Source organism: Bacillus sp. KH172YL63 (genome assembly GCF_011398925.1).
In the GTDB taxonomy this organism is placed as follows: Bacteria; Bacillota; Bacilli; order Bacillales; family Bacillaceae_B; genus Rossellomorea.
On sequence record NZ_AP022842.1, the window covers coordinates 815,316 to 841,904 of the forward strand.

The window sequence follows — 26,589 nt, forward strand, 5'->3', positions numbered from 1 at the left end:
TCATATAAGGGGAGTCTTTACTTCATATCCAAAGAAAAGGTGAGAAACATAATGATCCGCATTGTAATAGCTGAAGACAAAGAATCATTATTAGAGACAATCGGCTCCTTACTCAACCTCGAAGAAGACATAGAAGTAGTCGGAGTCGCCCAAAACAGGCAGCACGCCCTTCAGCTCATACAGCACCTCAAGCCGGATATTTTCATCCTCGATATCAACGACCTCTTGAGGGACGGACCTCTACAAGGCGCAGATTGTCACTTACTTGTGTTCACGACATTCGACAGGGAGGGATATTTGGAACAGGTGCAGCAGGCTGGGGCAAGTGGATACCTGTTAAAGGATAGTCCAAGCGAGGAACTGACGAAATCCATTCGCAGGATGATGGAGGGGCAACAGGTTTATTCCCCTGATCTGGTTGAGAAGAACCCTGTGTCGTTCGAGATCCCCCACGACCAGGGAACGAAGAAAAATTATTTATCGATGATGATGGATAAGATGAAACATAGAGCAGTGTAAGGGATAAGTGAAGTCTGATCCGATAGGAGAGATCAGACTTTTTTTGTTTTGAGAAGATGCAGGGATCATATAAACAGAAAGGCGGGACCCTTCATGAGGGCCCCGCCTTTCGCTTACCATTCTTTCGGTTCGTAATTCAGATCCTGGAATAATCTATTCTTTTCTTTCTTGGAAAGATCGCGCCATTGTCCGACAGGAAGATTTCCAAGTTGGATATTCATGATGCGTGTGCGCTGCAGGCGATATACTTCGTAGCCGAGCACTTCACACATGCGGCGGATCTGACGGTTCAATCCTTGTGTCAACGTGATTTGAAACACATATTTAGACACCTGTTCCACTTTACACGGAAGTGTCTTCGTACCAAGGATCTTCACGCCTTCTGACATCTGCTTTAAGAAATCCTCAGAGATCGGGCGGTCGACGGTCACGACATATTCTTTCTCATGCTGATTCTCGGCGCGGAGGATCTCATTGACAATATCCCCGTCGTTCGTAAGCAGGATCAAGCCGTCCGATTCTTTATCCAATCGTCCGATGTTGAAAATCCTGAGCGGATGATTGACGAGATCGATAATATTCCCTTTCACGCCTTTTTCCGTTGTACTCGTAATTCCAACCGGTTTATTCAATGCGATGTACACATTGTTGCGGGCAACCCTTACAGGCGCTCCACTTACAAGGACGTCATCTCCCGGGTTCACCTGGTCGCCGATTTTGGCAATCTTCCCGTTGATCGTAACCCGGCCTTCTGTGATCAGTTTATCTGCACCACGTCTCGATGCTTTTCCAGCTTCGCTAATATATTTATTGATTCTCATTTGAACACAACCTTAATCTCTTAATGACTATACTTAGAATATCGGACTGGCTCATGATTTTCAAGGGAATGCTGATAGCAAACCTACAATGAGAAAAAGTTGAAATCCCCCCTTTACTTTAACGCAGCGGCAACGTGTAAAGTATGAGTTACCAGGAGGTGAAATCATGGAATACACCGTAAAGAAATTAGGTGAAATCGCAGGCGTGAGCACGCGGACACTGAGATACTATGATGAAATAGAACTGTTGAAGCCGGCACGGGTCAATTCATCAGGTTACCGGCTTTACGGAAAGAAAGAGGTAGACCGTCTGCAGCAGATCCTCTTTTACAAAGAAATGGGCGTTGGGCTTGATGACATCAAGGCCATTCTCGATGACCCCGCATTTGATGCAGATAAAGCTTTACAGGAGCATAGGCAAACATTACTCGACAGGCGGGCCCAGCTTGATCTATTGATTGAAAATGTCGATAAAACCATCCGGGCAAAGGGAGGAGAAATCAGTATGAGCGACAAAGAAAAATTTGAGGGGTTCAAACAGAACATGATCGATGAAAACGAGCGGAAATACGGAAAAGAAGCCAGGGAGAAATATGGTGACAAGGCGGTTGACGAATCAAACGCCAAAGTCATGAATATGTCTCAGGAAGACTATGAAAAGGTCAAGAAGCTCGAAGCGGAAATCAAACGGACGCTTGAAGAAGCTTTCCAAACCGGGGACCCGGGAAGTGAAAGTGCACAAAAAGCAGCAGCTCTCCATAAAGAATGGATCACATTCTACTGGGGACATTATAGCAAAGAAGCACATGCCGGGCTTGCCCAGATGTATGTGGACGATGAGCGGTTCAAATCATATTATGACCGGGAGCAGGACGGGATGGCGGCCTTTCTGAGGGATGCGATTCACATTTATACAGGTCCCCAATAATTAGTCATTCTCTCCCACTCCTAAAAATGTTAAGATAATAGGATGCAATTGAAAGATCGAGTCAAAACATAAATGGAGTGGAAGTATGAGTAAACCGAAGAAGAAAAGCGGCGTTGGCCAAGGAACAGGGAAAAAAGGCTGGAACCGCTGGAAGGCAGGCGCCAACAAAAAGAAAAGCAACAAGCCCTACACAAGCAAAGGCGTAAAGCACGGAAGCAAGCAGGAAGATAATTAAACATCGGAGTCCGTTTCCCGTTTGGGGGACGGACTTCTTTATTCTGGCCACCCATTACGCTTGTTCGGTCAGTAGAAAAGAAAGCTTCTCAATTTTTCACACTGAGGATTGATAGTAATATATCGTGGATACGCTCCCACTGAGAAGGAAACAAACATGCAAGAAGAACAGTATAATGGTTTTGGTTTCGATATCAAAAGTTTCTGCTGACACTGAGCGAGGTTAATGGAGCTTAGGACGCAAATGTTGTAACAGCGTAAAAGCTTTAATAGAGGAGATTATCTCTTGCGGCTTATAAAAAAAATGGTGCCGTGAGCGTGGCACCATTACTTTCTTGCATACTTTATAATTCCATGAAGGTAAACGGAAGATTCCTTTTGGGTACATTCCCTGATTTTAATCTTTCCATCGTCTACTAATTCTTGTGCCATCGTTTCGATCTCTACTCCTTCTTCTTTTGATGCCTTCGGAATATCGATTGAAAAGAGATTCCCCCGGTTTGCCAGATTCAGACTTTTTAATAATCCCATCTTATTCATTGGGTCAACCCCTTTGCTTCTTACTTTCGACAAAACATGGTCCATAACCTTTTTTTGAGGATTAATAATCAATTGACGAATTAGATTTGCTTTTTCTCGTCATTTCTGTTATTCTAAAAAAGAATTATTTTTGTTCGGTCTGTAAGGAAAGAATAAGTTTTCAACTTTTCACCTTTGATATCTAATTGAGCAACGATAGTAATAAATCGTGGACACGGGTCCACACAGGAGGAAACACACATGCAAGAAGGTACAGTAAAATGGTTTAACGCAGAAAAAGGATTCGGATTCATCGAAATCGAAGGTGGAGACGATGTATTCGTACATTTCTCAGCTATCCAAGGCGAAGGATTCAAATCTTTAGACGAAGGTCAAAAAGTTACATTTGACACTGAGCAAGGTCAACGTGGACTTCAAGCGACTAACGTAGTTAAAGCGTAATAGCTTTATAAAAGGAAGGGCTCTCTTTGAGGGTCCTTTTTTTGTTGTCGGGGGCTGGGCGAGGCGCCTAAGCTTTTGGATATAAAAAAAGGACCGACTTTATACGTCGGCCCCGGAGATAATATGTTACAAAATTAAATGGTTAATTAAAGAATACCACATTCTGAGAGAAATGACGTCATTATTTTTGAAAAAGAATGTGTTGATGGTATGTTTATAGAGAACTTTCTTTGAAAATGAAAATAAATGAGGGTAACGATATGAATGAGACATTTAAGGATTATCCATTAAGCAAGGACATTGTGAGGGCACTTTCAGGACTTGGCTATGATACGCCGACAGAAGTGCAGTCAAAGGTGATTCCACTTGCACTTGAGAAGAACGATCTTGTGGTCCGTTCACAGACGGGAAGCGGGAAGACGGCATCTTTCGGCATCCCGATCTGTGAGCTTGTGTCATGGGAGGAGAATAAACCCCAGGCACTTGTACTGACACCCACACGTGAGCTTGCGGTACAGGTGAAAGAAGACATCACGAACATCGGAAGATTCAAGCGGATCAAAGCAGCCGCCGTGTACGGGAAATCTCCGTTCCATCGCCAAAAGCTTGAGCTGAAGCAGAAGAATCATGTTGTGGTTGGGACGCCTGGACGAGTTCTGGACCACATCGAAAAAGGGACATTCCCTCTTGATAAGGTTGAGTATCTGATCATTGACGAAGCAGATGAGATGCTGAATATGGGCTTTATCGATCAGGTAGAGTCAATCATCGAGGAACTACCGACAGACCGGGTGACATTGACATTCTCTGCGACCCTGCCTGAAGATGTGGAAGCACTTTGTCACAAATATATGAAGGCACCTGTCCATATTGAAATCAAAGCGAAAGGTATCACAACCGAGAAAATCGACCACTCGCTGATACAAGCGAGAGAGGAAGATAAGCTTGCTTTGTTGAAGGACGTAACGACGGTTGAGAACCCTGACAGCTGCATCATTTTTTGCAGAACGAAGGAAAATGTAGACACCTTATGCGAAGAGCTGGACCGTTCCGGATATCCTGTGGATAAGATTCATGGCGGCATGATTCAGGAAGCACGCTTTGAAGTGATGGACGACTTCAAGCGGGGAGACTTCCGCTACCTGGTGGCAACCGATGTGGCAGCACGGGGCATCGATATTGAAAACATCACACACGTCATCAACTACGATATCCCGATGGAAAAGGAAAGCTATGTCCACCGGACCGGAAGAACCGGTCGTGCCGGACAGGCAGGGAAAGCCATCACTTTCTGCACACCATACGAAGAAAAATTCCTTGCAGAAATCGAAGCGTATATCGGATTTGAAATACCGATGATTGAAGCACCGTCTGCAGAAGCAGTATCCGATGCGAAAGCTGACTTTGAGAGGAAATTGGACGAAGAACCTGATTTCAAAGCAGATAAAAGTGAAAACCTGAACCGGGACATCATGAAGCTCTACTTCAATGGTGGAAAGAAAAAGAAAATCCGCGCCGTCGATTTCGTCGGGACCATCGCGAAAATAGACGGAGTGACAGCAGAAGACATCGGCATCATCACGATCGAGCAAAACCTTTCATACGTAGAAATCCTCAACAGCAAAGGACCCATCGTCCTCGAGGAGATGAAACACACCACCGTGAAGGGGAAATTGTTGAAAGTTCATGAAGCGAGGAAATAATGTTTTTGGGAAATGCCTTCTCTTTTTAGGGAAGGTGTTTTTTTATTGGGGTTGGTGTTGTGGGTGAGAGTGACGGCTTTGCTGGTGGGGGATGTTTGAAATGGTGTGGAGAGATTGTTTTGAGGGAGGTTTTGGCAGTGGAAAGGTGGAATTTAGTGGGATGTTGATGAATTTTGTAAGGAGTGATGAGAATGAAGTGATCTGTATGGTGGCTATAATGGCGTGAGGTTCAATTAACGACGAAATCCAGCATATAACGGCGAAATTTTCATTTTAACGGCGAAAAATCCGATATAACGGCGATTTCCTGATTTTATCGAGCGAAATCACTAATTTAACGGCGAAACGCAAATTTCTCACACCCCTGCCCTTACAAAAGGGTCGCATGAATCAAACAGCCCCCAGCAAAGAACTACCTAAACACACGCAGAAGACCCTGAACTTATCCAGTTCAGGGCCATTCAAATTACCTGTCATCAATTCGTATGCAGTATCCCTTTATTCCCCAACACGCCTTCGACAGCGGCCCTGAAGTCTTCAACCGCTTTCTTTCTCCATTTCGCTTCTGATGGGTAGAACATTTCTTTATATCGCTCATGGACGATTTGTTCAGAGATGTTTCTGCTAGAGCCATTCCAGTACACTTGATTTTCATCAATTGTATTGTGGAGGGACTGGATTCCCGCGAGAGTGCCGTCCCCGAGTGTCCCGAATTCAAAAGTCGTCGAGTAGGCTTGTTTTTCCGGGGCAACCTTTTTAGCAAGCTGATGGAAGTATTCTGTATTATCTCCTTTGGTGACATAGAAGCCTTCCGACTCTGGTGTGAAGACGAGCGGATATTGAAACGCTTTTTCAGCTTCTTTTTCCGTCATCGTTTCATTGCTTGAACTGAAGATGCTCATTTGATATTTCGGACCATAACCGGTATGGAGGTCGATATGGACAATGTTTTCATAGTCGCTCTTGAGCCAGTCTTCGTATAAGCCTTTTAAGATGATGGTACTCGGTTCATCCTGGGCGCCTCCATAGTAAACCCCTTCAGGATGAGAGTATTGACCGGTTAATAACGCCTGTTCAATTTTGTCCGTTCCTGAGCTTAAAGCGGTATAGCCCACACTTGAGTAGAATCCGATCTCTTCAAGTGTCATGTTCCCGTATTTTTCATCCCTTTGAAAGAAGTCTGCCAGGTCAATATAGTCTTTGTTGGAAGCAAGGTTGAATTCGTCCCAGTCTTCAATGAAGTTACGGTTCAGGTCGACATTTTCTTCGTTATATCTCCTTTCGTTTTTCATTCCCCATGGGTTTACAGAGTGGACGAAAATGACTCCTGTTGTATCAGGATCAATGCTTTGAACATATTCGTTTTTAAAAACGTCCAGCATGGCGGAACCAACATAGCCCTCTATCCCGTGAACGCCGGTTGTGAAGATAAGTAAATTCTCTTTTTCTTGATTGGCTTCACTAGTCAGGACGTCGATGGCGAGCCCTGTGTCCCCAACTGGGTATTCGTTCGAACGGGTATCTTTCCAAATTTTCCTGAGCTCTTCTTCATATGTGGAAAAACGGTTCTTTGATTCTTCGTAACTTCCAATATAATAGCCCGTTTCATCCTCTTTGTCCGGCTTTGCGAGTTGTAAGAGAGAATAAGGGATCACCCATTCAATCAATACGCCTATGATTCCCGCAATCATTAAAAAACGAAGCGGTTTTTTCACAATTCATTCCCCCTCTAAAATTCTGGTCTCTAGTATTATCGTAATACATCGAAAGTTATAAAGTTTATGTCGATAATTGTCTTGCGATGTATTAGAATAATATATACCAAAATTATCTATTATTGGAGGTCTTTTGTAGTGGAATCTTCTTTGCAGTTGCAAAATGAACAGAATGTGAACCGAATTTTGTACAAGTTATTCACAATTGCAGCCTTGTTAATGCTCGCCAACAATATTTTGCAAATTGCATTATATGGTGTTCCGGATTTAACCGTCATCTTTTTCTTATATAACAGTTTATTCTTATTCTTTCTGTTACCTGTCCTATACTACAAATGGTCAGAAGCGAAAGATAAATTTAAATCAATGTCGACGTTCTCACTGCTTATCTTTGCGTTTATTCTTCATACTGATTCTTGGGTGAACGTTCCCTTTGTCTGGCTGATTCCCCTCGGGATCGGGGCTCTATATGCAGATTACAAACTGATCAAGCTGACATTCTTCTGGACGATTCCATTATTGGTGCTTGCCCAGTTCATGCACTTATGGTTTGCCGAGCCGATGGTCATCGAATCGAGCCTGTATCGTTCAATCATGACTTCTGTATACTATGGACTGCAATTCACGTTCATCGGGGTCATCTTTATGAACAGCACGAAGCGTTCGAATGATATGCTGAAGCAAAGTGAAATGCTGACAAAGGAAGTGAAGGCGATCCTTTCGAGTGTGGAAAATGCATCGAGCCAACTGCGGGATAATGTGTCAGATCTGAACCTCAATATCTCCGGCTCAACATCTGCCGTCCAACAAGTGGATGCATCCGTTCAGCAGATCAATCATGATAGTCATCTGTTTAGGGAAACCATCCATGAAACGGATCACAATGTCCAAAATATGATTCAAAAGCTGGATGAAACAGCTCAAGAGGCAAGTATCGTCGAAACTTATACGTCAAAGGTGATCAGTGTAGCTGACACGAGCAAGAAAGCCTTATCCCAGTCAATCAAACAAATCGAACGGGTAAAGGACTCTTCATCCAAAAGCAAAGAAACCGTCCAGACCCTGGATCAAAAAATCAATGAAATCAGCATGGTCTTAGCTTCCATCTATCAAATCGCCGAACAAACGAACCTGCTTGCACTCAACGCTGCAATTGAAGCGGCAAGGGCAGGGGAGCAAGGAAAAGGCTTTGCCGTTGTAGCAGGCGAAGTCCGGAAGCTCGCCGAAGAATCGAGCCGTTCTTCTTCCCTTATACAGGACCTATTAAAAGACGTGATGGATTCTAAAAACGAAGTGTTACGCACATTAGAGAATACCGATCACGTCATTGACGACAACGTATCGGCCATCGAGGAAACGACCGGTCATTTTGACGAACTGACCAGCTTGCAAGATGGAATGAAAACGAAACTGTTCGGCATTATTTCTTCCATCGAGTCTTTATCCACAGACAGCAAGAGATTGACAGAATCAATGTCCACACTGAAATACAAACATATGACCAACGATCAAAACATTTCTGAAATCGCCTCAGCCATCGAGCAGGTATCAGCGACATTCCAGGAAATCGGAGCCACAGTGGAAAACGTCCACCAGAGGGCAGAGCACTTAAATGAGCTGAAAGTGACAAGTGAAAAATCTTTTTGATGAGAAAAACAGCGGATCGATGTGGATTCGCTGTTTTTTCGTGGATTTTCACACGAGGATTGGGCTGGGAATAGCGCATGGGGATCGACTGTTTAAAGAGAGTAATGGAGGTGGAAGTTCATTTATCGGCGAAACGCAGCATATAACGGCGAAATCCTGATTTTATCCAGCGAAATCACAGATTTAACGGCGAAACGCAAATTTCATAAACCCCGTCTCGCGAACAAAAGAAAGGGCCTCTTATCTAAGCAACTCGCCCCTTCCGCAATCCTACAATTAAAGTTTTCTGAATATAATGTTGTAATCGTTTTCAACTTGTTGTATCATTCTTTTTAAGGAAATCCGAAACGTTTTGGGAGATGTGCAAGTTGACAACGATTAAAGATATTGCAAGAGTTGCCGGTGTATCCGTTACGACGGTGTCAAGGGCATTGAATGGTTATTCTGATGTAAATGAAGACACAAGGAAGAAGATCAGCCAGGTGGCAAAAGACTTGAATTATAGTCCGAATTCGATTGCCCGGAGCCTGGTGATGAAGAGGTCCAAAACGATTGGTCTGCTGGTTTCCGGATTCACGAAGGAAAGTGTGAAGGATAATTTCATCGTAGAGGTGATGGCGGGGATTAATGATTTCCTTTCCGGTTCTGATTATGACCTCGTGTTGTTCAACACAAATTCATCCAAGCAGCGGGAAAAGACGTACACTCAGCTTTGTAAAGAGCGCAGGGTGGATGGGGTGATCATTCAAGGGATCAGAACGGATGATCCTTATTTACAAGAGGTGGTTGAAAGCGATATCCCATGTGTGTTGATTGATATTCCTCTAGAATCTGAGAATGTCAGTCATGTGACGACGGATAATGCAATGGGGGCAGAAAGGGCGGTCGAGCATTTAATCCGGAATGGTCATACCAAGATTGGCATGATCAATGGTCATGAATATGCCTTTGTCAGCCAGCAGCGTCTGGAAGGGTTTAAAAAAGCGTTAAGGGAAGCACAGTTGGTGATAAATCCTGACTACATTGTGAATGGAGAGTTCACAGAAGAAAGCGGCAAAGATGAAGCACGGGCTTTGCTCTCTGCCCATCCAGAGATTACGGCCTTATTTTGTGCGAGTGATCTTATGGCGATTGGTGCGATGAGTGCAGCCAAAGAGATGAATTTACACATTCCAGATCAGCTGTCGGTCATCGGTTATGATGATATCTTGCTGGCTTCCTATGTAAGCCCGGCACTCACCACGATTCAGCAAAATAAGTTTGCGCTCGGCTTTGAAGGAGCGAGATTATTACTGGACTTATTATCAAACGCTCCTAAATCCCACAGGATGATATTGGAAACGCAGTTGATTGAAAGAGAAAGCACGAAACATATAGAGAAATAAAGGTTGGTGGATTGACAAATGTTAGCCAACTTTTATTTTTAAAAGAATCCGAAACGTTTTGGAATTTTTTGACAGTTTTCCAAAACGTTTCGGAAAAAGAATGGCAGGAGGATCAGCGGATGAACTACAGGGTGATTAAAGAAAATAACTTATTTCTTCTTACTGATGAACAGGGGGATATTTTATCAGAACACAGCTACGGACTTGGATTATATAAGAATGATACGAGGTACCTGAGTAAATTGAATGTCCGCATCAACCAGGATAAGCCTATTCTTTTGCACTCGGATGGGTCAGAGAACTATATGTCTACGATTCTATCAACAAATCCTCATCAGGAAGAGGATGGTGAACTCATTCTTTGGCGGGAGTCTGTGGAAATTGAGCGTAAGCGTTTTATATATGATGATGTCCTATATGAAACGATGACAGCGAAGAACTACTATCCAAAACCAGTTCGCTTTGATCTGAACATTATAGTCGATGCAGACTTTAACGATATGTTCATCGTCCGCGGTTTCCAAACAGGGAAGGTTGGAAAGAGGACTGGTCAGAAAGTGAAAGGGAGGTCGCTGACATTCCTTTATGAAGGAGCTGACGGGATTGACCGGTCGACACACATCCAGTGGGATACCGATGAAAAGACGGTAAATGAAAACGGAGAGATTACCTTCCAGGTCGAGCTGCAACATGGGGAAGAAAAGAGTATCACGTTGATGATTATGCCGATTGAAAATGGAGCGGGCAGGGATGATATTTTACCTGTCGATGAGGCTCTGCAGAAATTGAAAGCTTCCTATAAAGAATGGTCGACTGGTTTAACCAAGGTTGAAACAGATTATCAACCGCTTCAACGGCTGGTGGATAGAGGGTTATCGGATCTCAGGGTATTGTTGACTGATATGGGATACGGCAAATTCCCGGTAGCCGGCTTGCCGTGGTTCGGTGTCCCGTTTGGAAGGGATAGTCTGATCGCTGCACTGCAAATGATTGCCTTCCAGCCTGAAGTTGCAAAAGGAACACTGTTCACCATGGCCAGTCAGCAGGGGACGAAGGTAGATCCCTGGAGGGACGAACAGCCAGGCAAGATCATGCACGAAATCAGGTACGGGGAATTGGCGAATACAAATCAAATCCCGTTTACACCTTACTATGGAACCATAGATGCCACTCCATTATTCCTTGTCCTTTTAACTGAATATGTGAAATGGACGGGTGACTTGGATACATTCCATAAATTAGAAGATCATGTGGATAGAGCGCTCCAGTGGATTGATCAATACGGCGACCGTGATGGGGATTTATTCGTAGAGTATCATCAGGAATCGTCTAAGGGAATTGCCAATCAGGGATGGAAGGATTCTGGGGATTCCATCGTGCATCGTAACGGTGATTACGCAGACACTCCGATCGCTCTCGTGGAAGTACAAGGCTATGTCTATCAAGCGAAAATGGACCTTGCTTCCCTCTATGGTGCAATTGGAGACAGAGAAAAGTCTTCAAGATTAGAGGGTGAGGCAAAAAGGCTCCAAGAACGATTTGAGCAGGAGTTTTGGATGGAGGATTGCGAATTCTATGCGATTGCACTAGATCAGAAGAAAGAAAAAGTCGGCACGATCACATCGAATCCCGGGCATGTATTATATTCAGGCATGATGTCTGATGAACGGGCGAAGAAAGTGAGTCAGACACTGACGGATGATCGCATGTTTTCGGGGTATGGCATCCGTACAATGGGGAAAGGCGAGGCAGGCTATAATCCGATGAGTTATCACGACGGGAGTATCTGGCCCCATGATAATAGCATGACACTTCTCGGTTTAAGCAAATTAGGATTTACCAGGGAAGCGGGGAAAGTGATGAGCGGTCTGATCGATGCTTCCCGTCACTTCGAATATGACCGCCTGCCCGAATTGTTCTGCGGGTATGATGCTGCGATTGGGAAAGTCGTCAAGTATCCGGTCGCATGTTCTCCTCAAGCCTGGGCAGCCGGTACCCCGCTTGTGTTTATTCAATCACTACTCGGGCTTTTCCCTGACAGCCTGGCAAAAGAAATTCACTTGAATCCGACCTTGCTGGATGAAATGGACACCCTGACTGTCCATAACATCACGATCGGTGAAGGGGTGCTGTCACTGTCGTTGACCCGGCATGGGGAAAAAGTGGAGACGAACATTCTGGAGAACTCCACTGGTTATCGCATTGTAAAAGAAAAAGAAACGGTGTAGTCACATTTGGAAAACTTATTTCCAATGTAAATAAATCTAAAGGGGTTGTATGAAGATGGCGAAAAAGAAGTGGATGGCGAGTTTGGGCATTACGACGATGCTGGTGGGGACCGTTTTGGCAGGATGCGGTGGATCAGATGAAAAGGCGAGTTCAGGAGATGGCGGCAATGACGAAAAAGTGGAGGTCACGCTTGCCGGATGGGGTGGAAACCCTTCTGAGCAAAAATTGCTAAAACAGACGCTTGCTGACTTTGAAGAGAAGCATCCAAATATCCATGTCAAGCATGAAGTCATTTCAGAGCAGTATATGGATGTTTTGAAAACGAGGCTCATCGGCGGCGAAGGTCCTGACGTTTTTTATCTGGATGCACTGGAAGCACCTGCCCTGATAGATACTGGTGTAGTAGAACCACTGGATGATTATGTGGCAGAAGACTTTGATGTTGACGACTTCGAGAAACCGATGCTTGAAGCCTTTCAGGTTGATGGAAAGACATATGGCTTCCCTAAAGATTACTCAACCCTGGCTTTATTCTACAATAAAAAAATGTTTGAAGAAGCAGGCGTAGAGGTCCCTGCCACATGGGATGAGCTACGCGAAGTGTCTAAAGCGTTGACGAAAGACGGGGTGTATGGATTTGGTGTCGCTCCGGAGCTTGCCCGTCTTTACCACATCGCACAAGCTGCCGGCGGAGAAGTCGTGAAAGATGATCAGGCAAACTTTGCTTCAGATAAAGTCGTTGAGGCCCTTCAGCCGATTGTCGATCAGCACAACAAAGATAAAACCTCTGCACAGGCATCAGAAGTGGGTGCGAACTGGGGAGGCGAAATGTTTGGGCAAGGGAAAGCTGCCATGGTCATTGAAGGAAACTGGGCGATTCCATTCTTGAAGGACACATTCCCGGAAATCGAATACGGCACGGCTGAATTGCCTACCGTTAATGGGAAGAAAGGGACAATGGCTTATACAGTTGGATATGTGATGAATGCTGCTTCTGAGAAGAAAGAAGCGTCATGGGAGCTGATTTCTTATCTGACAGGGAAAGAAGGGATGGAAACATGGACATCTAAAGGCTTTGCCCTGCCAACCCGCAAATCGGTTGCTGAAAAGTTAGGATACGATCAGGATGAACTGCGCGGTGCACTTGTCGCCGGTGCACCATATGCAACGGTGTGGTCAGAAGGGAAAAATCTTCCGATCATCATGAACAATTTCAATAACCAATTCATAGCGGCATTCCTCGGTGACCGACCGTTGGATGAAGCATTGAAAGAAGCACAGGAGCAAGCGAATAGCGAAGTGCAATAATGTAGTCAACTTTGTACCTGACACGAGAAAAGGTGTCAGGTACAAAGTTACCATTGGCTGTATTCTTTCTTTTGAGGTCCCGGCACGTGGACCTCGGCAGAAAGAATACAGAGAATCGCTCAGGATTTCAGACAGTTAGAAGGTAGGGATGAGGATGAACAAACAATCTTCCAGAAAGAGATTACAAGATGCAGGACAAGGTTACTTATTTATGTCTCCCACACTGCTGGTGTTAGCGGTGTTCATTATTGGACCGATTCTTTATGCAATCTTTTTATCCTTTCATAAAGTACAGCTATTGGGTGAGATGAACTTTGACTTTGTAGCGTTCGAGAACTTTGCCCGGATCATGGAAGACAACCGGGCCATCATTGCGTTGAAGAACACTGCCAAATATGTGCTGATTGTTGTGCCGGCGCAGACCTTTCTTGCACTCATACTCGCAGCCACATTGAATGCCGGTTTAAAAGGTGAGAAGTTCTTCAGGATCGTTTACTTCTTGCCTACTCTGACCTCTTCAGCAGTTTTGACGCTCATATTTATGTGGATGTATAACAAAGAAGGGTTGATCAATAACCTGTTAGATATGGTGGGACTCCCCACATATAATTTCCTCGGTGATCCCGATATTGCCCTTAATGCAATCATGCTGATGAACATCTGGGCGACGGCACCGTTCTTCATGGTCATATATCTTGCAGCCCTGCAGGATATTCCCGATTCTTTATACGAAGCAGCTGAACTGGACGGGGCAAACACAATCCAGAAATTCTTCTATGTGACCGTACCGTTTCTCCGTCCGGTGACCTCCTTTGTAGTGATTATGGGCGTCATCGGTACGTTTCAGCTGTTCGACCAATCCTATATTTTCTCCGGTGGATCAGGCGGACCGAATAACTCAACCTTGACAGTTGTCCTATTAATCTATCAGTATGCCTTCAAATCATTGGGAAGCATGGGGTATGCAGCAGCCCTGGCATTTGCCCTGGCCTTGATCATTCTAGTGGCCACACTGATCCAAAGGAAATTTTCTAAAGAAGAATCACTCTACTAAGGAGGGTGGAAGCATGAAATCTAAGAAAAAGACGTTCGGTAAACGTCTCCTGTATATTGTCCTGATCGGGTATGCCATTACGACGCTTATCCCTTTCTTATGGGCACTGTCATCTTCTTTCAAAACATTAGAAGAAATCATCAGCGGAACGATGAATTTCATTCCGAAGCAGTTCACTCTCGATAACTACAAACAAATCTTCATCGAACAGGAATTGTTCCCAAGATGGCTGTTCAATAGTCTATTTATCGCTGTGATTGGAACGGCCTTGAATATCATCTTCAATTCCATGGCCGGGTACGCACTGGCACGATTAAGTTTCCCTGGCAAAAAAGCGCTGTTTGTCATCATCCTTGCTGTTCTGATGATTCCTGCACAAGTGACGATGATCCCGAACTATTTAATTCTGAAAGAAATCGGCTGGCTGAACTCCTACCAAGGAATGATCGTGCCGGCAATGATCAATGCCACGTTTATCTTCATGATGCGCCAGTTCTTCATCAACTTCCCGAAAGAACTTGAAGAAGCTGCGCAAATCGACGGCCTCAACCGTTTTGGTATCTTTTTCAAAGTCGTGCTGCCATTGGCGAAACCCGCACTTGCAGCCCAGGCAATCTTTGTTTTCATGGGTTTCTGGAACAACTTCATGACCCCGCTCATCGTCATGACCGATACTGAAATGTACACGCTGCCCCTCGGATTGAACACATTCAAGGGCCAATATGTAAGCTACTGGAATTACATCATGGCTGCTTCTATGGTATTTACGTTGCCGGTACTGCTTTTATACGCCTTCTTCAATCGGTATTTTATCAAAGGGATATCGTTTACGGGTGGAAAATAGAATGGAAATGCCTTCTCTATGTGGGAAGGTGTTTTTTTATGGGGATGCCGTACGGGAGGGACGGCTTTGTTTTTCGGCATGATTTTATACCGGGTGAAGCCTTTGTTTTACGGAGTTTTTGACAGTGAAAAGGTGTAATTGAGTGGGAATATGGTGACTTAACGAGTAAATAGATGATCCGGGAACGATTGAAGAGGATTCGGAGGGAGCTATGACTGGCGGAAGATGCGTTTAACGGCGAAATCCAGCATATATCGGCGAAATTTTTATTTTAACGGCGAAAAATCCGATATAACGGCGAAATCCTGATTTTATCGAGCGAAATCACCAATTTAACGGCGAAACTCCAAAATCACATGTCTCGCAACACTGAACTCACAAAGATAGGCCCATCTCAAAGCACGATCACCTAACAATCATCCCATCCCAAATCCCCGCAACAAGCCCCCCCCATAAACAAAAAAAAGCAAACCTGCCTCCACAGGTTTGCTTTCATATGTCTATTTATCATCCTTAACCGACTGCCTTACAACGAGCTCTGTCGTCAATTTATAGGATGGGTCGACTTCTTCCTTCGCGAGCTTTTGGAAGATGAGGTGGACGGCGAGTGCACCTGCTTCGTATTTTGGCTGTCTCATGGTGGTGAGGGGAGGGGAGACGTATTCGGCCAGCTGGATATCATCGAAGCCGATGATGGAGATATCATCGGGAACCTGGATGTTTTTTTCCGAAAGGGCCTGCAAGCCGCCAATGGCCATTTCGTCGTTTGCATAGAAGATCGCATGTGGGATGTCCTGCTGGGCGATGAGCATTTTGGTCGCCTTGTAGCCGCCTTCCCGTGTGAATCCCCCTGACGTTTTCCATTTGGAGCGGTAGGGGATATCGTAGGTTTCCAGTGCTTTTTTGTATCCTTGGAAGCGGAGTTCGTTGTCATGGGAATTATAAGGTCCGCTGATATATGCGATATCCCGGTGCCCGTTTTGAATCAGGTGTTCGGTTGCCATGAATGCACCTTCGACATTGTCGACCTCGACTTGCAAGACGTGTTCATGTTGCAGGTCACGGTCCAATACGACGATCGGGAAGCCTTCCCGGACGGATTCCAGGATGGTTTCATCTGAAATATTGTGGGCGAGGATGATGACACCGTCCACCCGCTTTTCTTTTAAGAACTTGATGGCGGTCGACTGAGGCCCGCCGATCGAGCTGCAGGCAATGAGGTCGTAGCCGTTGGTGGCGGTCACATCCTGGACGCCCTTGATCAGTTCTGAATAATAGGGACCTGACAGGTCGCTCAGTATCAAGGCGATGGTATTGGTGCTCGTCCGCTTCAAATCGGAGGCAAGTCCGTTTTTCTGGTAGTTCAATTGTTTCGCTGCATCCAATACTTTCTTTCGCGTTTTTTCACTTACTTTGGTGCTGTTATTTAAAGCGTAGGAGGCCGTGGAAACGGCGACACCGGACAGCTTTGCTACATCTTTGATTGTTGCCATTTTGTCACATCCTAATATATTCGTACGCAGTTCTCATTATTTTCATTATACCTTCAAGCTGCCGTCAATCATACTGTGGCGGTCGTTATTTGATGCCAGACATCGTAAAGCCTTCAACAATGTACTTTTGGAAGAAGGAGAAGATGATGATGATCGGCACGACCATGAAGGCGGCGCCGGCCATCTGCAGGCCGAAGTTATTTCCATACTGTCCCTGAAGGAGGGATAGTCCCACCGAGAGGGTATAAAGGCTTTCGTCGTTGGCGATGATCAATGGCCACAAGAAACTGTTCCACGCACCGATGAAGGTCAGGATCCCTTGTACGGCAAAGATCGGCTTTGCGATCGGGACAATTAATTTGAAGAAGATATAGAACTCCCCGGCCCCGTCCAGGCGCGCTGCTTCGAGGAGGTCAGTCGGAATCGTCGTCATGAATTGCCGGAACAGGAAAATACTGAAGGCCGCAGCCAGTCCAGGCAGAATGATCCCGGCCATCGTATTCGTCAATCCCATTTCGTTCAAAATCAAATAGACGGGAATCATCGTGACCTGGGCAGGGATCATCATCGTCGCAAGAACGATATAGAAGATTCTTTCCTTCCCTTTGAAATGGAATTTGGCAAAGCCGTATCCTGCCATGGCGTTAAAGAATAATCCAAGGAATGAGAACAGGACGATGATAATCGTATTCCGCAGATAGACACCGAAGTTCATGCTTTCAAACAGGTTGACATAGTTTTCGAGAGTAGGGTTCTCTGGCAATATGCTAGGCGGTATTTGCAGTACTTCACTTTCAGGTTTGAATGAGCTGGAGATCATCCAGATGAATGGAATCGAAACAATGACGCCTCCGATGATCATGAAGAGAATAACCGCTGATTTTTCGATCCGCCGTTTCATTATATTTGCTTTCATAGTTTCAGCCCCGATACTAAGAGATTTTCAGACTTAATATTCTGTATCAGATTTTCTGATTTTGAATTGAGCTAGTGTGATGAAGATGATAAAGATAAACAAGATAAAGGAACCAGCCGCGGCATATCCGAATTCACTGAATTGGAAGCCTTTTTGATAGATGAAGAGGGCCATGGAGATCGTTCCGTCCAGTGGTCCGCCGTTCGTCATGACAAAGGGCTCTTCGAAGAATTGCAGCCAGCCGATCAAGGTCGTGACGGTCACGAAGAAGGTCGCGTACCTGAGAAGGGGGATCGTCACGTTGAATAAGACTTGCAATCTATTGGCCCCGTCCATTTCAGCGGCTTCATAATATGACTTCGGGATTCCCTGTAAGGCAGCGAGAAAGATGATCATATTAATTCCGATACCCTTCCATACAGCTAAAACAATCAACGATAACTTGGCAATCGTTGGCTCTCCTAACCAAGGAATTTTCTCCACATCAAGGAGTGACAGGATGTAGTTGAATAAACCGTATTCTGTGTTATACAGGAAGCCCCATACAACAGCGACTGCAATGATGTTTGTAATGGATGGCATGTAGTAGACGCTTCTGAATACCTTGAAGAGGGAACTTGTCCCGTAATTCAGCAATAATGCAATCCCCAGTGAGAAGACGATGACAAGCGGGACGCCGATCACTACGTAAAACAGGGTATTCAGGATCGACTTATGAAACAGCTCATCCGTAATCAGTTTTGAATAGTTCTCCAGGCCGATAAAGCTGATATTCGACCAATCGGCAAGACCTTTTAAATCCAGATCTGTAAAGCTGATAAAGAATGCCACAATAATAGGGATGATACTGAAGACTGCTAAAATGATGACCGCAGGCGCTATAAACACATATGGATGTGTATTGTTTGTGATTCTTTTGAATCCATTGCTCATAATATCCCACCTCACGAAAACCTCGACTTGCTCAGATTCTAAAAAAATGGAGCTCAGGCTTTCACCGAACTCCATCTCCCTTTCTGTGACTTCCACTGAGAAGCGATTGTTTCACAAATTTAGTTATTGAACGTTAATCTTCCACGATTTCTTCTGCTTTTTTATTGAATGCTTTCAATTCTTTGTCCAAGTCAGCGCCGCCAACCGTCACCTTTTCGATGGTTGAGAGGAATTCCTGTGCAATCTTTTCGAATTCAGTGATTTGTGGTGAAGCGCTTGTTGATTTCAGCTGCTCACCAAACACGGATAACAGTGGATCATCTTTTAATTTCGGTTCTTCCCATGCTTCTTTCCTTGAAGGAAGTGTATTCGACATGTCCAGCCATTCCATTTGTGTGTCCACTTCATTGACGAATGAAATGAATTTCAACGACTCATCCACATTCTCGGAATTATGGAAGATTGAGAAGTTAGCCCCACCCATGCTGGATGTATTCTTTTCTTTCTTAGGCATGACGGCCGCTGACCATTTATCTTTCAGGTCAGGTGCCTGGTCATTGATGATATTGATCATCCATGGACCGCTGAAGAACATTGGCTTCACGCCGTCTTTAAAGGCCTGGATGATATCCATCCCTTCAGTGGTCGGGCTGAGTCCTTCTTTAAAGAAGCTTGTGTAATATTCCATCGCCTCTTTGAATTCAGGGCTGTCAAAGTTCATTTGATCTTTTCCTTCAAACTCATAACCATTTTGCCATGCGAAAATGAATGGAGTGATTTGGTCGTTCCGGTCGATATCAAGACCGTACACGTCATCGCCTCTGTCATTTAATTTCGTCGCAGCGTCCTTTAATTCCTCCCACGTAGCGGGTGCCTGATCGTAGCCGACTTCTTTCAGTAAGTCAGTACGGTAGTATAATACCCGGGTATCGATGTACCATGGGATTCCGACGATTTGATCGTCATACGTCATAGAGTCGGCCGAACCTGCAAAGTAGTTATCAGGTTTGAAATCCGGATAATCCTCCAGGTAAGGGGTCAAATCAAGCAATGCCCCTGCATCAGCGAATTCAGGTACCCATGTGGTGCCAAGCTGCAGGACATCAGGGCCGTTTTTCGAAGCGACAGCGGTCAAGAGTTTGTCATGAGCCGTATCCCAAGGAATGGCCTGTACCTTTACTTTAATATCTTCGTTTTCCTTTTCGAATTGATCAGCGAGCTTACTCAGTTTCTTTCCTTCTTCACCCATTGCCCATACAGTGATCGTTTTCTTTCCGTCTTCAGATTCACCATTTCCGCCGCATCCGGCAAGTACAGCCGACAGGGCAAGGAGGCAGGTCATGAAGACAGCCCATGTTTTCTTTTTCATTCCGTCATCTCCATTTCTATTAGATTATGACACTATTAAAAAATTGAATCAGGGTGGAAATTTCTTGCTTGGTGTTATTGAAACGTTTCGATGACTATATTATAATCAAAGGTGAATCCGCTTTCAATACTTTTTCTGAAAAATACTAAAAATTAAGATGAAGCACCAAAATAACCCAAGTCAACATTTTTATAACCGTTTATATATAAGGTTTTTTGAGGAATATATAGATTTGGATATCCAGTTGACCATTCCCGTTTTTACCTTTATACTTTTCATCAATTGTTTGTCGAAACGTTTCAAATGAATAGCGAAACCCAAATTGGAGGTTCTAAAATGAATAACAGCAAACTGACTCGGCTGCTAGATCAAATGACGCTTGATGAAAAGGTCGCCCAGCTTACCCAACTGGCTACTCCGTTCTTTAAAGGGGCCGGTGATCAAGGGGAAATCACAGGTCCGATGGAGGACATGGGAATTGATGAGGATGCAGTACGGAATTGTGGATCTGTATTGGGCGCATCAGGTGCCAGGGAAGTCAAAAATATTCAACGGGCCCATTTGGAAGATAACCGGCTCGGGATCCCTTTGTTGGTCATGTCGGATATCGTGCATGGTTTCAAGACGATATTCCCTGTGCCGCTTGCAATCGGTTGCTCGTGGGATTTGGAGTTGGCAGAGAAGAGTGCGGAAATTGCAGCTAGAGAGGCTGCCGTGTCAGGGGTACATGTGACGTTTGCCCCGATGGTTGACCTCGTCCGGGATCCCCGCTGGGGCAGGGTGATGGAATCGACAGGGGAAGACCCGTTTTTGAATAGTCAATTTGCAAGGGCGTTCGTAAGAGGATTTCAAGGGAATGATCTCACCGGTGATCATATGCGGGTGGCAGCGTGTGTAAAACACTTCGCCGCATATGGAGCAGCTGAAGGGGGACGGGACTATAACACAGTCGATATGTCTGAGCGGGAACTTAGGGAAACCTACTTGCCTGCCTATCAAGCGGCGTTGGATGAAGGCTGTGAAATGGTGATGACGGCATTTAATACAGTGTTCGGAATTCCGGCCACCGGGAATGAAAAGCTGATGCGTTCGATTCTCCGGGAAGAAATGGGGTTTGACGGCATTCTGATTTCCGATTGGGGGGCGGTCAAAGAAATGATCCCCCATGGTGTGGCAGAGGATGAGAAGGAAGCTGCCCTGAAAGCGATCAAGGCAGGAGTCGATATTGAAATGATGACCGCTGCGTATGTGAAATATTTAAAAACGCTTGTGGAAGAAAAGCAGGTAGATATATCGGTCATTGATGAGGCTGTCATGCGTATTCTGACGCTGAAAGAAAAACTCGGATTGTTCGAAAACCCTTATCGGGGTGGTGATGAACAGCTTGAAAAAGAGTTGATCATGAGCCCTGAACATCGAGCGTCTGCCCGGAAGCTTGCGGAAAAGTCCACCGTTCTGTTGAAAAACGACAATGTGCTCCCATTGAGACCCGATCAGAAAGTGTCACTCATAGGGCCGTTTGCTCAAAATCCTGATATATTGGGGCCTTGGTCATGGCTTGGATCGAAAGAAGAGGCAGTGACATTGTGGGACGGGATGAAAGGAAAAGCTGCCTGTGACTTCCTGAACTCAGCAAAGGGGGCTGACATTGAATCGGTTTCAGAAGAGCAGTTGCAGGAAGCGGAAAGAGCAGCGATGGAAGCAGACGTCATCGTCCTTGCCCTCGGTGAGGATTCTGACATGAGCGGAGAGGCAGGATGCAGGGCAAATATTCAACTCCCTGATGCCCAATTGAAACTTGTAGAAAGAATGAAATCATTGAATAAACCGATGGTCGCTGTTCTGTTTAATGGAAGGCCGCTTGATCTTCACGGGGTGATCGACAAGGCTGATGCGGTCCTCGAGGCCTGGTATCCGGGAACCGAAGGCGGTGCGGCAATCGCTGAACTCCTATACGGGGATGCAAATCCTTCCGGAAGGCTGACGATGTCGTTTCCTTATAGTGTCGGGCAAGTTCCTGTTTACTATAATCATTTCAATACAGGCAGGCCAAAGGGGGCACCGGATGCCCAAGTCCGTTATGTATCCCAATACCTGGACATCCCCAATGATCCGCTCCTGCCTTTCGGTTTCGGATTGAGCTATACCTCTTTTCAGTATCGTGATTTGGCTGTTTCAGGAGATGAACTGACACTGGACGAACCGCTGTCAGTCTCAGTAAACGTTACGAACAGCGGAGATTTAGAGGGAGAGGAAGTCGTCCAGCTGTATATCCGGGATGTGAGCGGTGAGGTCATCCGCCCGATCAAGGAGCTGAAAGATTTCCGGAAAATCTCCCTGAAGCCCGGAGAGACGAAGAAGGTCACCTTCACCGTTTCAGAAGAACAGCTCCGGTATCATCATTCAGATTTGCGGTATGAAAGCGATCCGGGATTGTTCACGTTTTTTGTGGGACCGAACTCTCATGAAGGAATGAGTCATCCATTTACATTGGTAAAATAGAAGAAACGAGGGGAACAGAATGAATGCTACACATCAGCTTGTATCGGGAGATCTTCAATTCACCTTTTTAAATAGTGGTGATATTTTTCAAATCAGCCATTCATCCACGATGGTCAATCAATTATTGACCAATCCGATCGATGGTTCCTTAAATAATCTATATCTACGTATCTATCAGCCTGATGGATACGAATTTATTCCTTTAACCGGGGTAGGCTCACCTGGGGAAGTCCGATTTTCCCGGTCTCAGGTGAAATGGTCCGGGAGCTGGAAACAGCTTCAGTATCATGTCACCTTTACATTATCACAAACCGGTATTTGGTTTTGGGATGTATCTGTAGAGGGAGATGATGCAGAGATCGATGTGATTTACGGCCAGGATTTAGGTCTGGCAGATGCAGGTGCAGTCCGTTCCAATGAAGCTTACATGTCCCAATATATCGACCACAAAGTATTTGCGGATGATGAGAGGGGATATGTTGTGTGCTCCCGTCAAAATCAGCCCCAGTCCAGTGGATTCCCTTATGTCCAGCAAGGATCAATCGGAAAGGCGGCAGGCTACTCAACGGACGGATTCCAATTTTTCGGGCTGTCATACAAGGAGACGAATCAGCCTGAAATCCTGTCGAAACCTACGCTAGCAAATGAGGTTTATCAATATGAATTTGCTTATACGGCACTTCAGTCCAGGAAGGTCAAATTAGCAGGGAAAGAACGGTTTGTCTTTTATGGATTATTTAAGGAAAACCATCCTGAAGCGGTCACCACGCTTGAATTCCAGGAAGAAGTAGAGAGGGAATGGGAGGAAGTGCAGGAAATGAATGAATCTGTCACTGATGTTCCCGGAGGCAAGGTGAGGCGGTCCCTGGAATTGGGAGATCCCCTCTTTACACAAGAAGTGACCAAAGAAGAAATCGAGGAATTGTTTCCTCATCGCCATACGGAGGAGTGGGAGGATGGACGGCTGCTGTCTTTCTTCACTGACACCCATGAGCATGTGGTGTTGAAAGCAAAAGAATTGATTGTTGAACGCCCTCATGGACATATCCTGATGTCAGGGGGGAATCATGAGCGTACGGAGGGCACGATCACATCCACATCTTTCATGTATGGGGTTTTTAATTCTCAGCTGGTGATAGGAAATACTTCATTTAACAAGATGCTGACAAATACAAGGAATCATCTCAATATCATGAAAACATCCGGCCAGCGCATCTATGTTGAAATGGAGGGGGAATATCGTCTGCTGACCATGCCTTCCCTGTTTGAACTGGGCTTTAATTATGCCCGCTGGTACTACAAGACCGGTGACGAGACGCTCATCGTCACCAATTATACGACCGTTGATTCACCTGAAGTCCGCCTGAATGTCAGGTCCAGGACCGGGAAGGAGTACCGCTACCTCGTTTCAAATCAGATCGGGATGAACAACAATGAATATGAAGTACCTTATCAGCTTGATAGAGAAGGAGAAATCCTCACTATCACTGCAGAACCCCAATCAGACAGCGGTACGACTTACCCAGATCTTTGCTATCATATCAAGGTCGATGGCTCATCTATGACAGTAGAGGATGAGGGGAGACTGGCGGAGAATGTCGAGTCTGGCAGTGCATCGCTTTGTGTCATGTCCCTATCAGAGACATCTGATTGGACGATGACGATCCAAGGCAACCTTTGTGGAGGGAAGGCATCGTTCGAAACACGTGATGTGAATAAGGAAATTGAGCGGTACCGTAAGTATTATCATGAGGTGATGAATCGATTCCACCTTTCACAACACGGAGAGGAGACGGCTGGATTGGCGAAAGTCAATGCTCTTGCCTGGTGGTACACCCATAATATGCTTGTTCATTATTCAGTGCCCCACGGGTTGGAACAATACGGCGGGGCTGCCTGGGGGACGAGGGACGTATGTCAGGGACCGACGGAATATTTCCTTTCGACCCATAACTACAAAGCGGTGAAGGATATTATCAAAACGGTCTATTCCCATCAGTATGAAGACGAGGGCAACTGGCCACAGTGGTTCATGTTTGACCGCTATTATCAGATCCAGCAGGATGACAGTCACGGGGATATCATCGTATGGCCGTTGAAAGTCGTCGGTGATTATATTGCGGCGACCGGTGATGACAGTATCCTTCATGAAGAGATCCCCTATACGATCAGGGGCAGCTTTGACTTTTCTGAGGAAGGGGCAACACTCCTCGATCATATTCATAAACAAATCGGCTATATGAAAGGTCATTTCCTTCATGATACATTCCTTTCCTCATACGGGGACGGTGACTGGGATGATACGCTGCAGCCGGCAAATGCCCAGCTTAAACAGTTCATGGCAAGCAGTTGGACCGTCGCCCTGACTTATCAGGTTTTGAATCAACTGGCAGAGGTGCTGGAAGGGAAGCTTGATGAAGAAGCGGCCGGATTGAAAGAACTTGCTGCAGGGATACAGAATGACTATCATCGCTATATATTGCAGGATGAAGTGATTCCCGGCTTTGTCTACATGGAAAATCCCGATCATCCGGAATGGATGCTGCACCCGGCCGATACGAAAACAGGCATAGATTACCGCCTTCTGCCGATGAACCGGAGCATCATTTCTGAATTGTTCACTCCTGAACAGGCAGCATCACATTATCAATTAATCAAGGAGCATCTCTATTGTCCTGACGGGGTCCGATTGATGAACCGGCCTGCAAACTATGACGGCGGGGTCAGTACACATTTTAAGCGGGCAGAACAAGCAGCCAACTTCGGACGGGAAATCGGCCTCCAATATGTGCATGCCCACATCCGTTTTGTAGAGGCGATGGCGAAACTCGGGTACAAGGAAGAAGTGTGGAAGGGGCTTGAAATCATCAATCCTGTCGGGCTGAAAGATGTCGTTCCTCATGCTGAAAGAAGACAAAGCAACACGTATTTCAGCTCTTCGGACGGAAAGTTTAACACGAGATATGAAGCACAAGAACGTTTTCATGAACTACGGGAAGGAACGGTGCCGGTTAAGGGCGGCTGGAGAATTTACTCGAGCGGACCAGGTATCTATATGAATCAATTGATCTCCAACTGTCTTGGCATCAGGCAAGAAGCAGAGGGTCTGATCATTGATCCGGTATTGCCGGATACATTAGACGGGCTGACCTTTCACTTTAGCTGCATGAACCACCCGGTTGTTTTCACTTACCACTTGGGACAGGGGAATTCCCGCATCTTAGTGAATGGTGAACAGGTGGAGACGGAAAACGTTTCGAACCGATACCGCAGTGCCGGGGTGAGGATCAACCGGAAGGACCTTGATCAACTCCTCCATGAAGAAGAAAATAAGATTGAGATATATGTATAAGAAAAAGGAGCAAGCGTTGCGGCGCTTGCTCCTTCCTGCTTTTATTTAACCATTCACCTCAAAATGTCTTCTCCCTGTTCCCCTGGATCCTCTGGTAGGCATGCTTAATTACAAGAATGACACCGGCCAACCCGATGTAAATGAAGAAAAAGACGATATATCCCCATAAACCGATGATGGCATCAATGAATTCCATCTGTCCCCGGTTTGTGATGGCCTGCTGAATTTCGATGGCAAAGACGAGGACAAACATAAATGTCAACGTATAGAAGAAAGCCAGTGCTGTGATGCCGAACCGAAGCTTCGACAGAATCTTAGAGATTACATAAACAAAGAAGAATACAGAAATCCCGATGCCGCCCATAATCCAAAAATGAAGATCTTTGTCCGTAAGTGTAAATCCAAGGTCAGCTGCCAGTACGATGAGCATGTCGTGAAGGTTATTGATGATGTCTACAATAAAGGTAATGCCTTCTTTCATTTTAAATCACATCACTTTTTATGGAATTAATATGTTAAGAGTATAACAGGAATGGAGGGTGAAAGGGCGGAGTGTCTTTTTAACTGTGAAACTCTTTTAAAGTTTTTTATGAAAAAGTGTAGTGATTCTATTATTCCATTCGTCTATTACTATGAGTCAGGCAGAAAGGAGGGGA

At 45.3% G+C, this 26,589-nt stretch carries 21 protein-coding genes; 13 read left to right on the top strand and 8 right to left on the bottom strand.

What is annotated here, in order from left to right; all coding sequences use genetic code 11:
* Positions 1 to 51: 51 nt before the first annotated feature.
* Positions 52 to 519 carry a response regulator gene (locus KH172YL63_RS04020; protein WP_173104906.1) on the top strand — a complete coding sequence of 156 codons (468 nt, stop codon included), beginning with the start codon at positions 52 to 54 and terminating at the stop codon, positions 517 to 519.
* A 113-nt stretch (positions 520 to 632) separates the two neighbouring features.
* Here KH172YL63_RS04020 and rluF read toward each other — a convergent pair whose 3' ends face one another.
* Positions 633 to 1,340 (bottom strand): 23S rRNA pseudouridine(2604) synthase RluF, encoded by a 708-nt coding sequence (gene rluF, locus KH172YL63_RS04025; protein WP_173104907.1) that lies wholly within the window; start codon positions 1,338 to 1,340, stop codon positions 633 to 635.
* Between the two features lie 166 nt (positions 1,341 to 1,506).
* Between rluF and KH172YL63_RS04030 the strand changes: the two genes are divergently transcribed.
* Positions 1,507 to 2,268, top strand: coding sequence for a MerR family transcriptional regulator (locus KH172YL63_RS04030; RefSeq protein WP_173104908.1), 762 nt, complete (start codon positions 1,507 to 1,509; stop codon positions 2,266 to 2,268).
* A gap of 85 nt (positions 2,269 to 2,353) precedes the next feature.
* Positions 2,354 to 2,503 carry a DUF3934 domain-containing protein gene (locus tag KH172YL63_RS04035; RefSeq protein WP_173104909.1) on the top strand — a complete coding sequence of 50 codons (150 nt, stop codon included), beginning with the start codon at positions 2,354 to 2,356 and terminating at the stop codon, positions 2,501 to 2,503.
* A gap of 326 nt (positions 2,504 to 2,829) precedes the next feature.
* Here KH172YL63_RS04035 and KH172YL63_RS04040 read toward each other — a convergent pair whose 3' ends face one another.
* Positions 2,830 to 3,042 (bottom strand): hypothetical protein, encoded by a 213-nt coding sequence (locus KH172YL63_RS04040; protein WP_173104910.1) that lies wholly within the window; start codon positions 3,040 to 3,042, stop codon positions 2,830 to 2,832.
* A gap of 240 nt (positions 3,043 to 3,282) precedes the next feature.
* Between KH172YL63_RS04040 and KH172YL63_RS04045 the strand changes: the two genes are divergently transcribed.
* Both KH172YL63_RS04045 and KH172YL63_RS04050 read left to right on the top strand, forming a co-directional pair.
* Positions 3,283 to 3,483, top strand: coding sequence for a cold-shock protein (locus KH172YL63_RS04045; protein ID WP_173104911.1), 201 nt, complete (start codon positions 3,283 to 3,285; stop codon positions 3,481 to 3,483).
* A gap of 260 nt (positions 3,484 to 3,743) precedes the next feature.
* Positions 3,744 to 5,186 carry a DEAD/DEAH box helicase gene (locus KH172YL63_RS04050; protein WP_173104912.1) on the top strand — a complete coding sequence of 481 codons (1,443 nt, stop codon included), beginning with the start codon at positions 3,744 to 3,746 and terminating at the stop codon, positions 5,184 to 5,186.
* 476 nt (positions 5,187 to 5,662) lie between these two features.
* Here KH172YL63_RS04050 and KH172YL63_RS04055 read toward each other — a convergent pair whose 3' ends face one another.
* A complete protein-coding gene (locus KH172YL63_RS04055) occupies positions 5,663 to 6,901 on the bottom strand; it encodes a M14 family metallopeptidase (protein ID WP_173104913.1) in 1,239 nt (412 codons plus the stop codon).
* Between the two features lie 894 nt (positions 6,902 to 7,795).
* Between KH172YL63_RS04055 and KH172YL63_RS21830 the strand changes: the two genes are divergently transcribed.
* The 6 genes from KH172YL63_RS21830 to KH172YL63_RS04085 all read left to right on the top strand — a co-directional run bounded on the left by KH172YL63_RS21830 (position 7,796) and on the right by KH172YL63_RS04085 (position 15,368).
* A complete protein-coding gene (locus KH172YL63_RS21830; protein ID WP_442858767.1) occupies positions 7,796 to 8,548 on the top strand; it encodes a methyl-accepting chemotaxis protein in 753 nt (250 codons plus the stop codon).
* Between the two features lie 368 nt (positions 8,549 to 8,916).
* Positions 8,917 to 9,933 (top strand): LacI family DNA-binding transcriptional regulator, encoded by a 1,017-nt coding sequence (locus KH172YL63_RS04065; protein ID WP_173104915.1) that lies wholly within the window; start codon positions 8,917 to 8,919, stop codon positions 9,931 to 9,933.
* Between the two features lie 119 nt (positions 9,934 to 10,052).
* Positions 10,053 to 12,161, top strand: coding sequence for an amylo-alpha-1,6-glucosidase (locus KH172YL63_RS04070; protein ID WP_173104916.1), 2,109 nt, complete (start codon positions 10,053 to 10,055; stop codon positions 12,159 to 12,161).
* Positions 12,162 to 12,216: 55 nt separating this feature from the next.
* Positions 12,217 to 13,470 (top strand): ABC transporter substrate-binding protein, encoded by a 1,254-nt coding sequence (locus KH172YL63_RS04075; protein WP_173104917.1) that lies wholly within the window; start codon positions 12,217 to 12,219, stop codon positions 13,468 to 13,470.
* A gap of 154 nt (positions 13,471 to 13,624) precedes the next feature.
* The gene (locus tag KH172YL63_RS04080; protein ID WP_173104918.1) at positions 13,625 to 14,524 is read left to right on the top strand and encodes a carbohydrate ABC transporter permease; all 900 of its coding nucleotides are present in this window, start codon (positions 13,625 to 13,627) and stop codon (positions 14,522 to 14,524) included.
* A 13-nt stretch (positions 14,525 to 14,537) separates the two neighbouring features.
* A complete protein-coding gene (locus KH172YL63_RS04085; protein ID WP_173104919.1) occupies positions 14,538 to 15,368 on the top strand; it encodes a carbohydrate ABC transporter permease in 831 nt (276 codons plus the stop codon).
* A gap of 500 nt (positions 15,369 to 15,868) precedes the next feature.
* Here KH172YL63_RS04085 and KH172YL63_RS04090 read toward each other — a convergent pair whose 3' ends face one another.
* The 4 genes from KH172YL63_RS04090 to KH172YL63_RS04105 form a co-directional block, all read right to left on the bottom strand.
* Positions 15,869 to 16,861 (bottom strand): LacI family DNA-binding transcriptional regulator, encoded by a 993-nt coding sequence (locus KH172YL63_RS04090; RefSeq protein ID WP_173104920.1) that lies wholly within the window; start codon positions 16,859 to 16,861, stop codon positions 15,869 to 15,871.
* An 85-nt stretch (positions 16,862 to 16,946) separates the two neighbouring features.
* On the bottom strand, positions 16,947 to 17,777 hold the full coding sequence (locus KH172YL63_RS04095) for a carbohydrate ABC transporter permease (RefSeq protein WP_173104921.1): 831 nt from the start codon (positions 17,775 to 17,777) through the stop codon (positions 16,947 to 16,949).
* A 33-nt stretch (positions 17,778 to 17,810) separates the two neighbouring features.
* Complete coding sequence (locus KH172YL63_RS04100) at positions 17,811 to 18,710, bottom strand: carbohydrate ABC transporter permease (RefSeq protein WP_173104922.1); 900 nt, start codon at positions 18,708 to 18,710, stop codon at positions 17,811 to 17,813.
* 133 nt (positions 18,711 to 18,843) lie between these two features.
* Positions 18,844 to 20,079 (bottom strand): sugar ABC transporter substrate-binding protein, encoded by a 1,236-nt coding sequence (locus KH172YL63_RS04105; RefSeq protein WP_173104923.1) that lies wholly within the window; start codon positions 20,077 to 20,079, stop codon positions 18,844 to 18,846.
* A 336-nt stretch (positions 20,080 to 20,415) separates the two neighbouring features.
* On the opposite strand from KH172YL63_RS04105, the gene bglX reads away from it, so the two are divergent.
* Entirely contained in the window at positions 20,416 to 22,581 is a 2,166-nt protein-coding gene (gene bglX / locus KH172YL63_RS04110; RefSeq protein WP_173104924.1) for a beta-glucosidase BglX, read from the top strand.
* Between the two features lie 19 nt (positions 22,582 to 22,600).
* On the top strand, positions 22,601 to 25,933 hold the full coding sequence (locus tag KH172YL63_RS04115; RefSeq protein ID WP_173104925.1) for a GH36-type glycosyl hydrolase domain-containing protein: 3,333 nt from the start codon (positions 22,601 to 22,603) through the stop codon (positions 25,931 to 25,933).
* 58 nt (positions 25,934 to 25,991) lie between these two features.
* Here KH172YL63_RS04115 and KH172YL63_RS04120 read toward each other — a convergent pair whose 3' ends face one another.
* On the bottom strand, positions 25,992 to 26,414 hold the full coding sequence (locus tag KH172YL63_RS04120) for a hypothetical protein (protein WP_173104926.1): 423 nt from the start codon (positions 26,412 to 26,414) through the stop codon (positions 25,992 to 25,994).
* Positions 26,415 to 26,589: the final 175 nt, after the last annotated feature.

Excerpts from the sequence above, each read along its gene's own strand:
- KH172YL63_RS04020 (WP_173104906.1), top strand. The coding sequence starts at position 52 with ATGATCCGCATTGTAATAGCTGAAGACAAAGAATCATTATTAGAGACA.
- rluF (WP_173104907.1), bottom strand. The coding sequence starts at position 1,340 with ATGAGAATCAATAAATATATTAGCGAAGCTGGAAAAGCATCGAGACGT.
- KH172YL63_RS04030 (WP_173104908.1), top strand. The coding sequence starts at position 1,507 with ATGGAATACACCGTAAAGAAATTAGGTGAAATCGCAGGCGTGAGCACG.
- KH172YL63_RS04035 (WP_173104909.1), top strand. The coding sequence starts at position 2,354 with ATGAGTAAACCGAAGAAGAAAAGCGGCGTTGGCCAAGGAACAGGGAAA.
- KH172YL63_RS04040 (WP_173104910.1), bottom strand. The coding sequence starts at position 3,042 with ATGAATAAGATGGGATTATTAAAAAGTCTGAATCTGGCAAACCGGGGG.
- KH172YL63_RS04045 (WP_173104911.1), top strand. The coding sequence starts at position 3,283 with ATGCAAGAAGGTACAGTAAAATGGTTTAACGCAGAAAAAGGATTCGGA.
- KH172YL63_RS04050 (WP_173104912.1), top strand. The coding sequence starts at position 3,744 with ATGAATGAGACATTTAAGGATTATCCATTAAGCAAGGACATTGTGAGG.
- KH172YL63_RS21830 (WP_442858767.1), top strand. The coding sequence starts at position 7,796 with ATGATTCAAAAGCTGGATGAAACAGCTCAAGAGGCAAGTATCGTCGAA.
- KH172YL63_RS04070 (WP_173104916.1), top strand. The coding sequence starts at position 10,053 with ATGAACTACAGGGTGATTAAAGAAAATAACTTATTTCTTCTTACTGAT.
- KH172YL63_RS04075 (WP_173104917.1), top strand. The coding sequence starts at position 12,217 with ATGGCGAAAAAGAAGTGGATGGCGAGTTTGGGCATTACGACGATGCTG.
- KH172YL63_RS04080 (WP_173104918.1), top strand. The coding sequence starts at position 13,625 with ATGAACAAACAATCTTCCAGAAAGAGATTACAAGATGCAGGACAAGGT.
- KH172YL63_RS04085 (WP_173104919.1), top strand. The coding sequence starts at position 14,538 with ATGAAATCTAAGAAAAAGACGTTCGGTAAACGTCTCCTGTATATTGTC.
- KH172YL63_RS04090 (WP_173104920.1), bottom strand. The coding sequence starts at position 16,861 with ATGGCAACAATCAAAGATGTAGCAAAGCTGTCCGGTGTCGCCGTTTCC.
- KH172YL63_RS04095 (WP_173104921.1), bottom strand. The coding sequence starts at position 17,777 with ATGAAAGCAAATATAATGAAACGGCGGATCGAAAAATCAGCGGTTATT.
- KH172YL63_RS04100 (WP_173104922.1), bottom strand. The coding sequence starts at position 18,710 with ATGAGCAATGGATTCAAAAGAATCACAAACAATACACATCCATATGTG.
- KH172YL63_RS04105 (WP_173104923.1), bottom strand. The coding sequence starts at position 20,079 with ATGAAAAAGAAAACATGGGCTGTCTTCATGACCTGCCTCCTTGCCCTG.
- bglX (WP_173104924.1), top strand. The coding sequence starts at position 20,416 with ATGAATAACAGCAAACTGACTCGGCTGCTAGATCAAATGACGCTTGAT.
- KH172YL63_RS04115 (WP_173104925.1), top strand. The coding sequence starts at position 22,601 with ATGAATGCTACACATCAGCTTGTATCGGGAGATCTTCAATTCACCTTT.
- KH172YL63_RS04120 (WP_173104926.1), bottom strand. The coding sequence starts at position 26,414 with ATGAAAGAAGGCATTACCTTTATTGTAGACATCATCAATAACCTTCAC.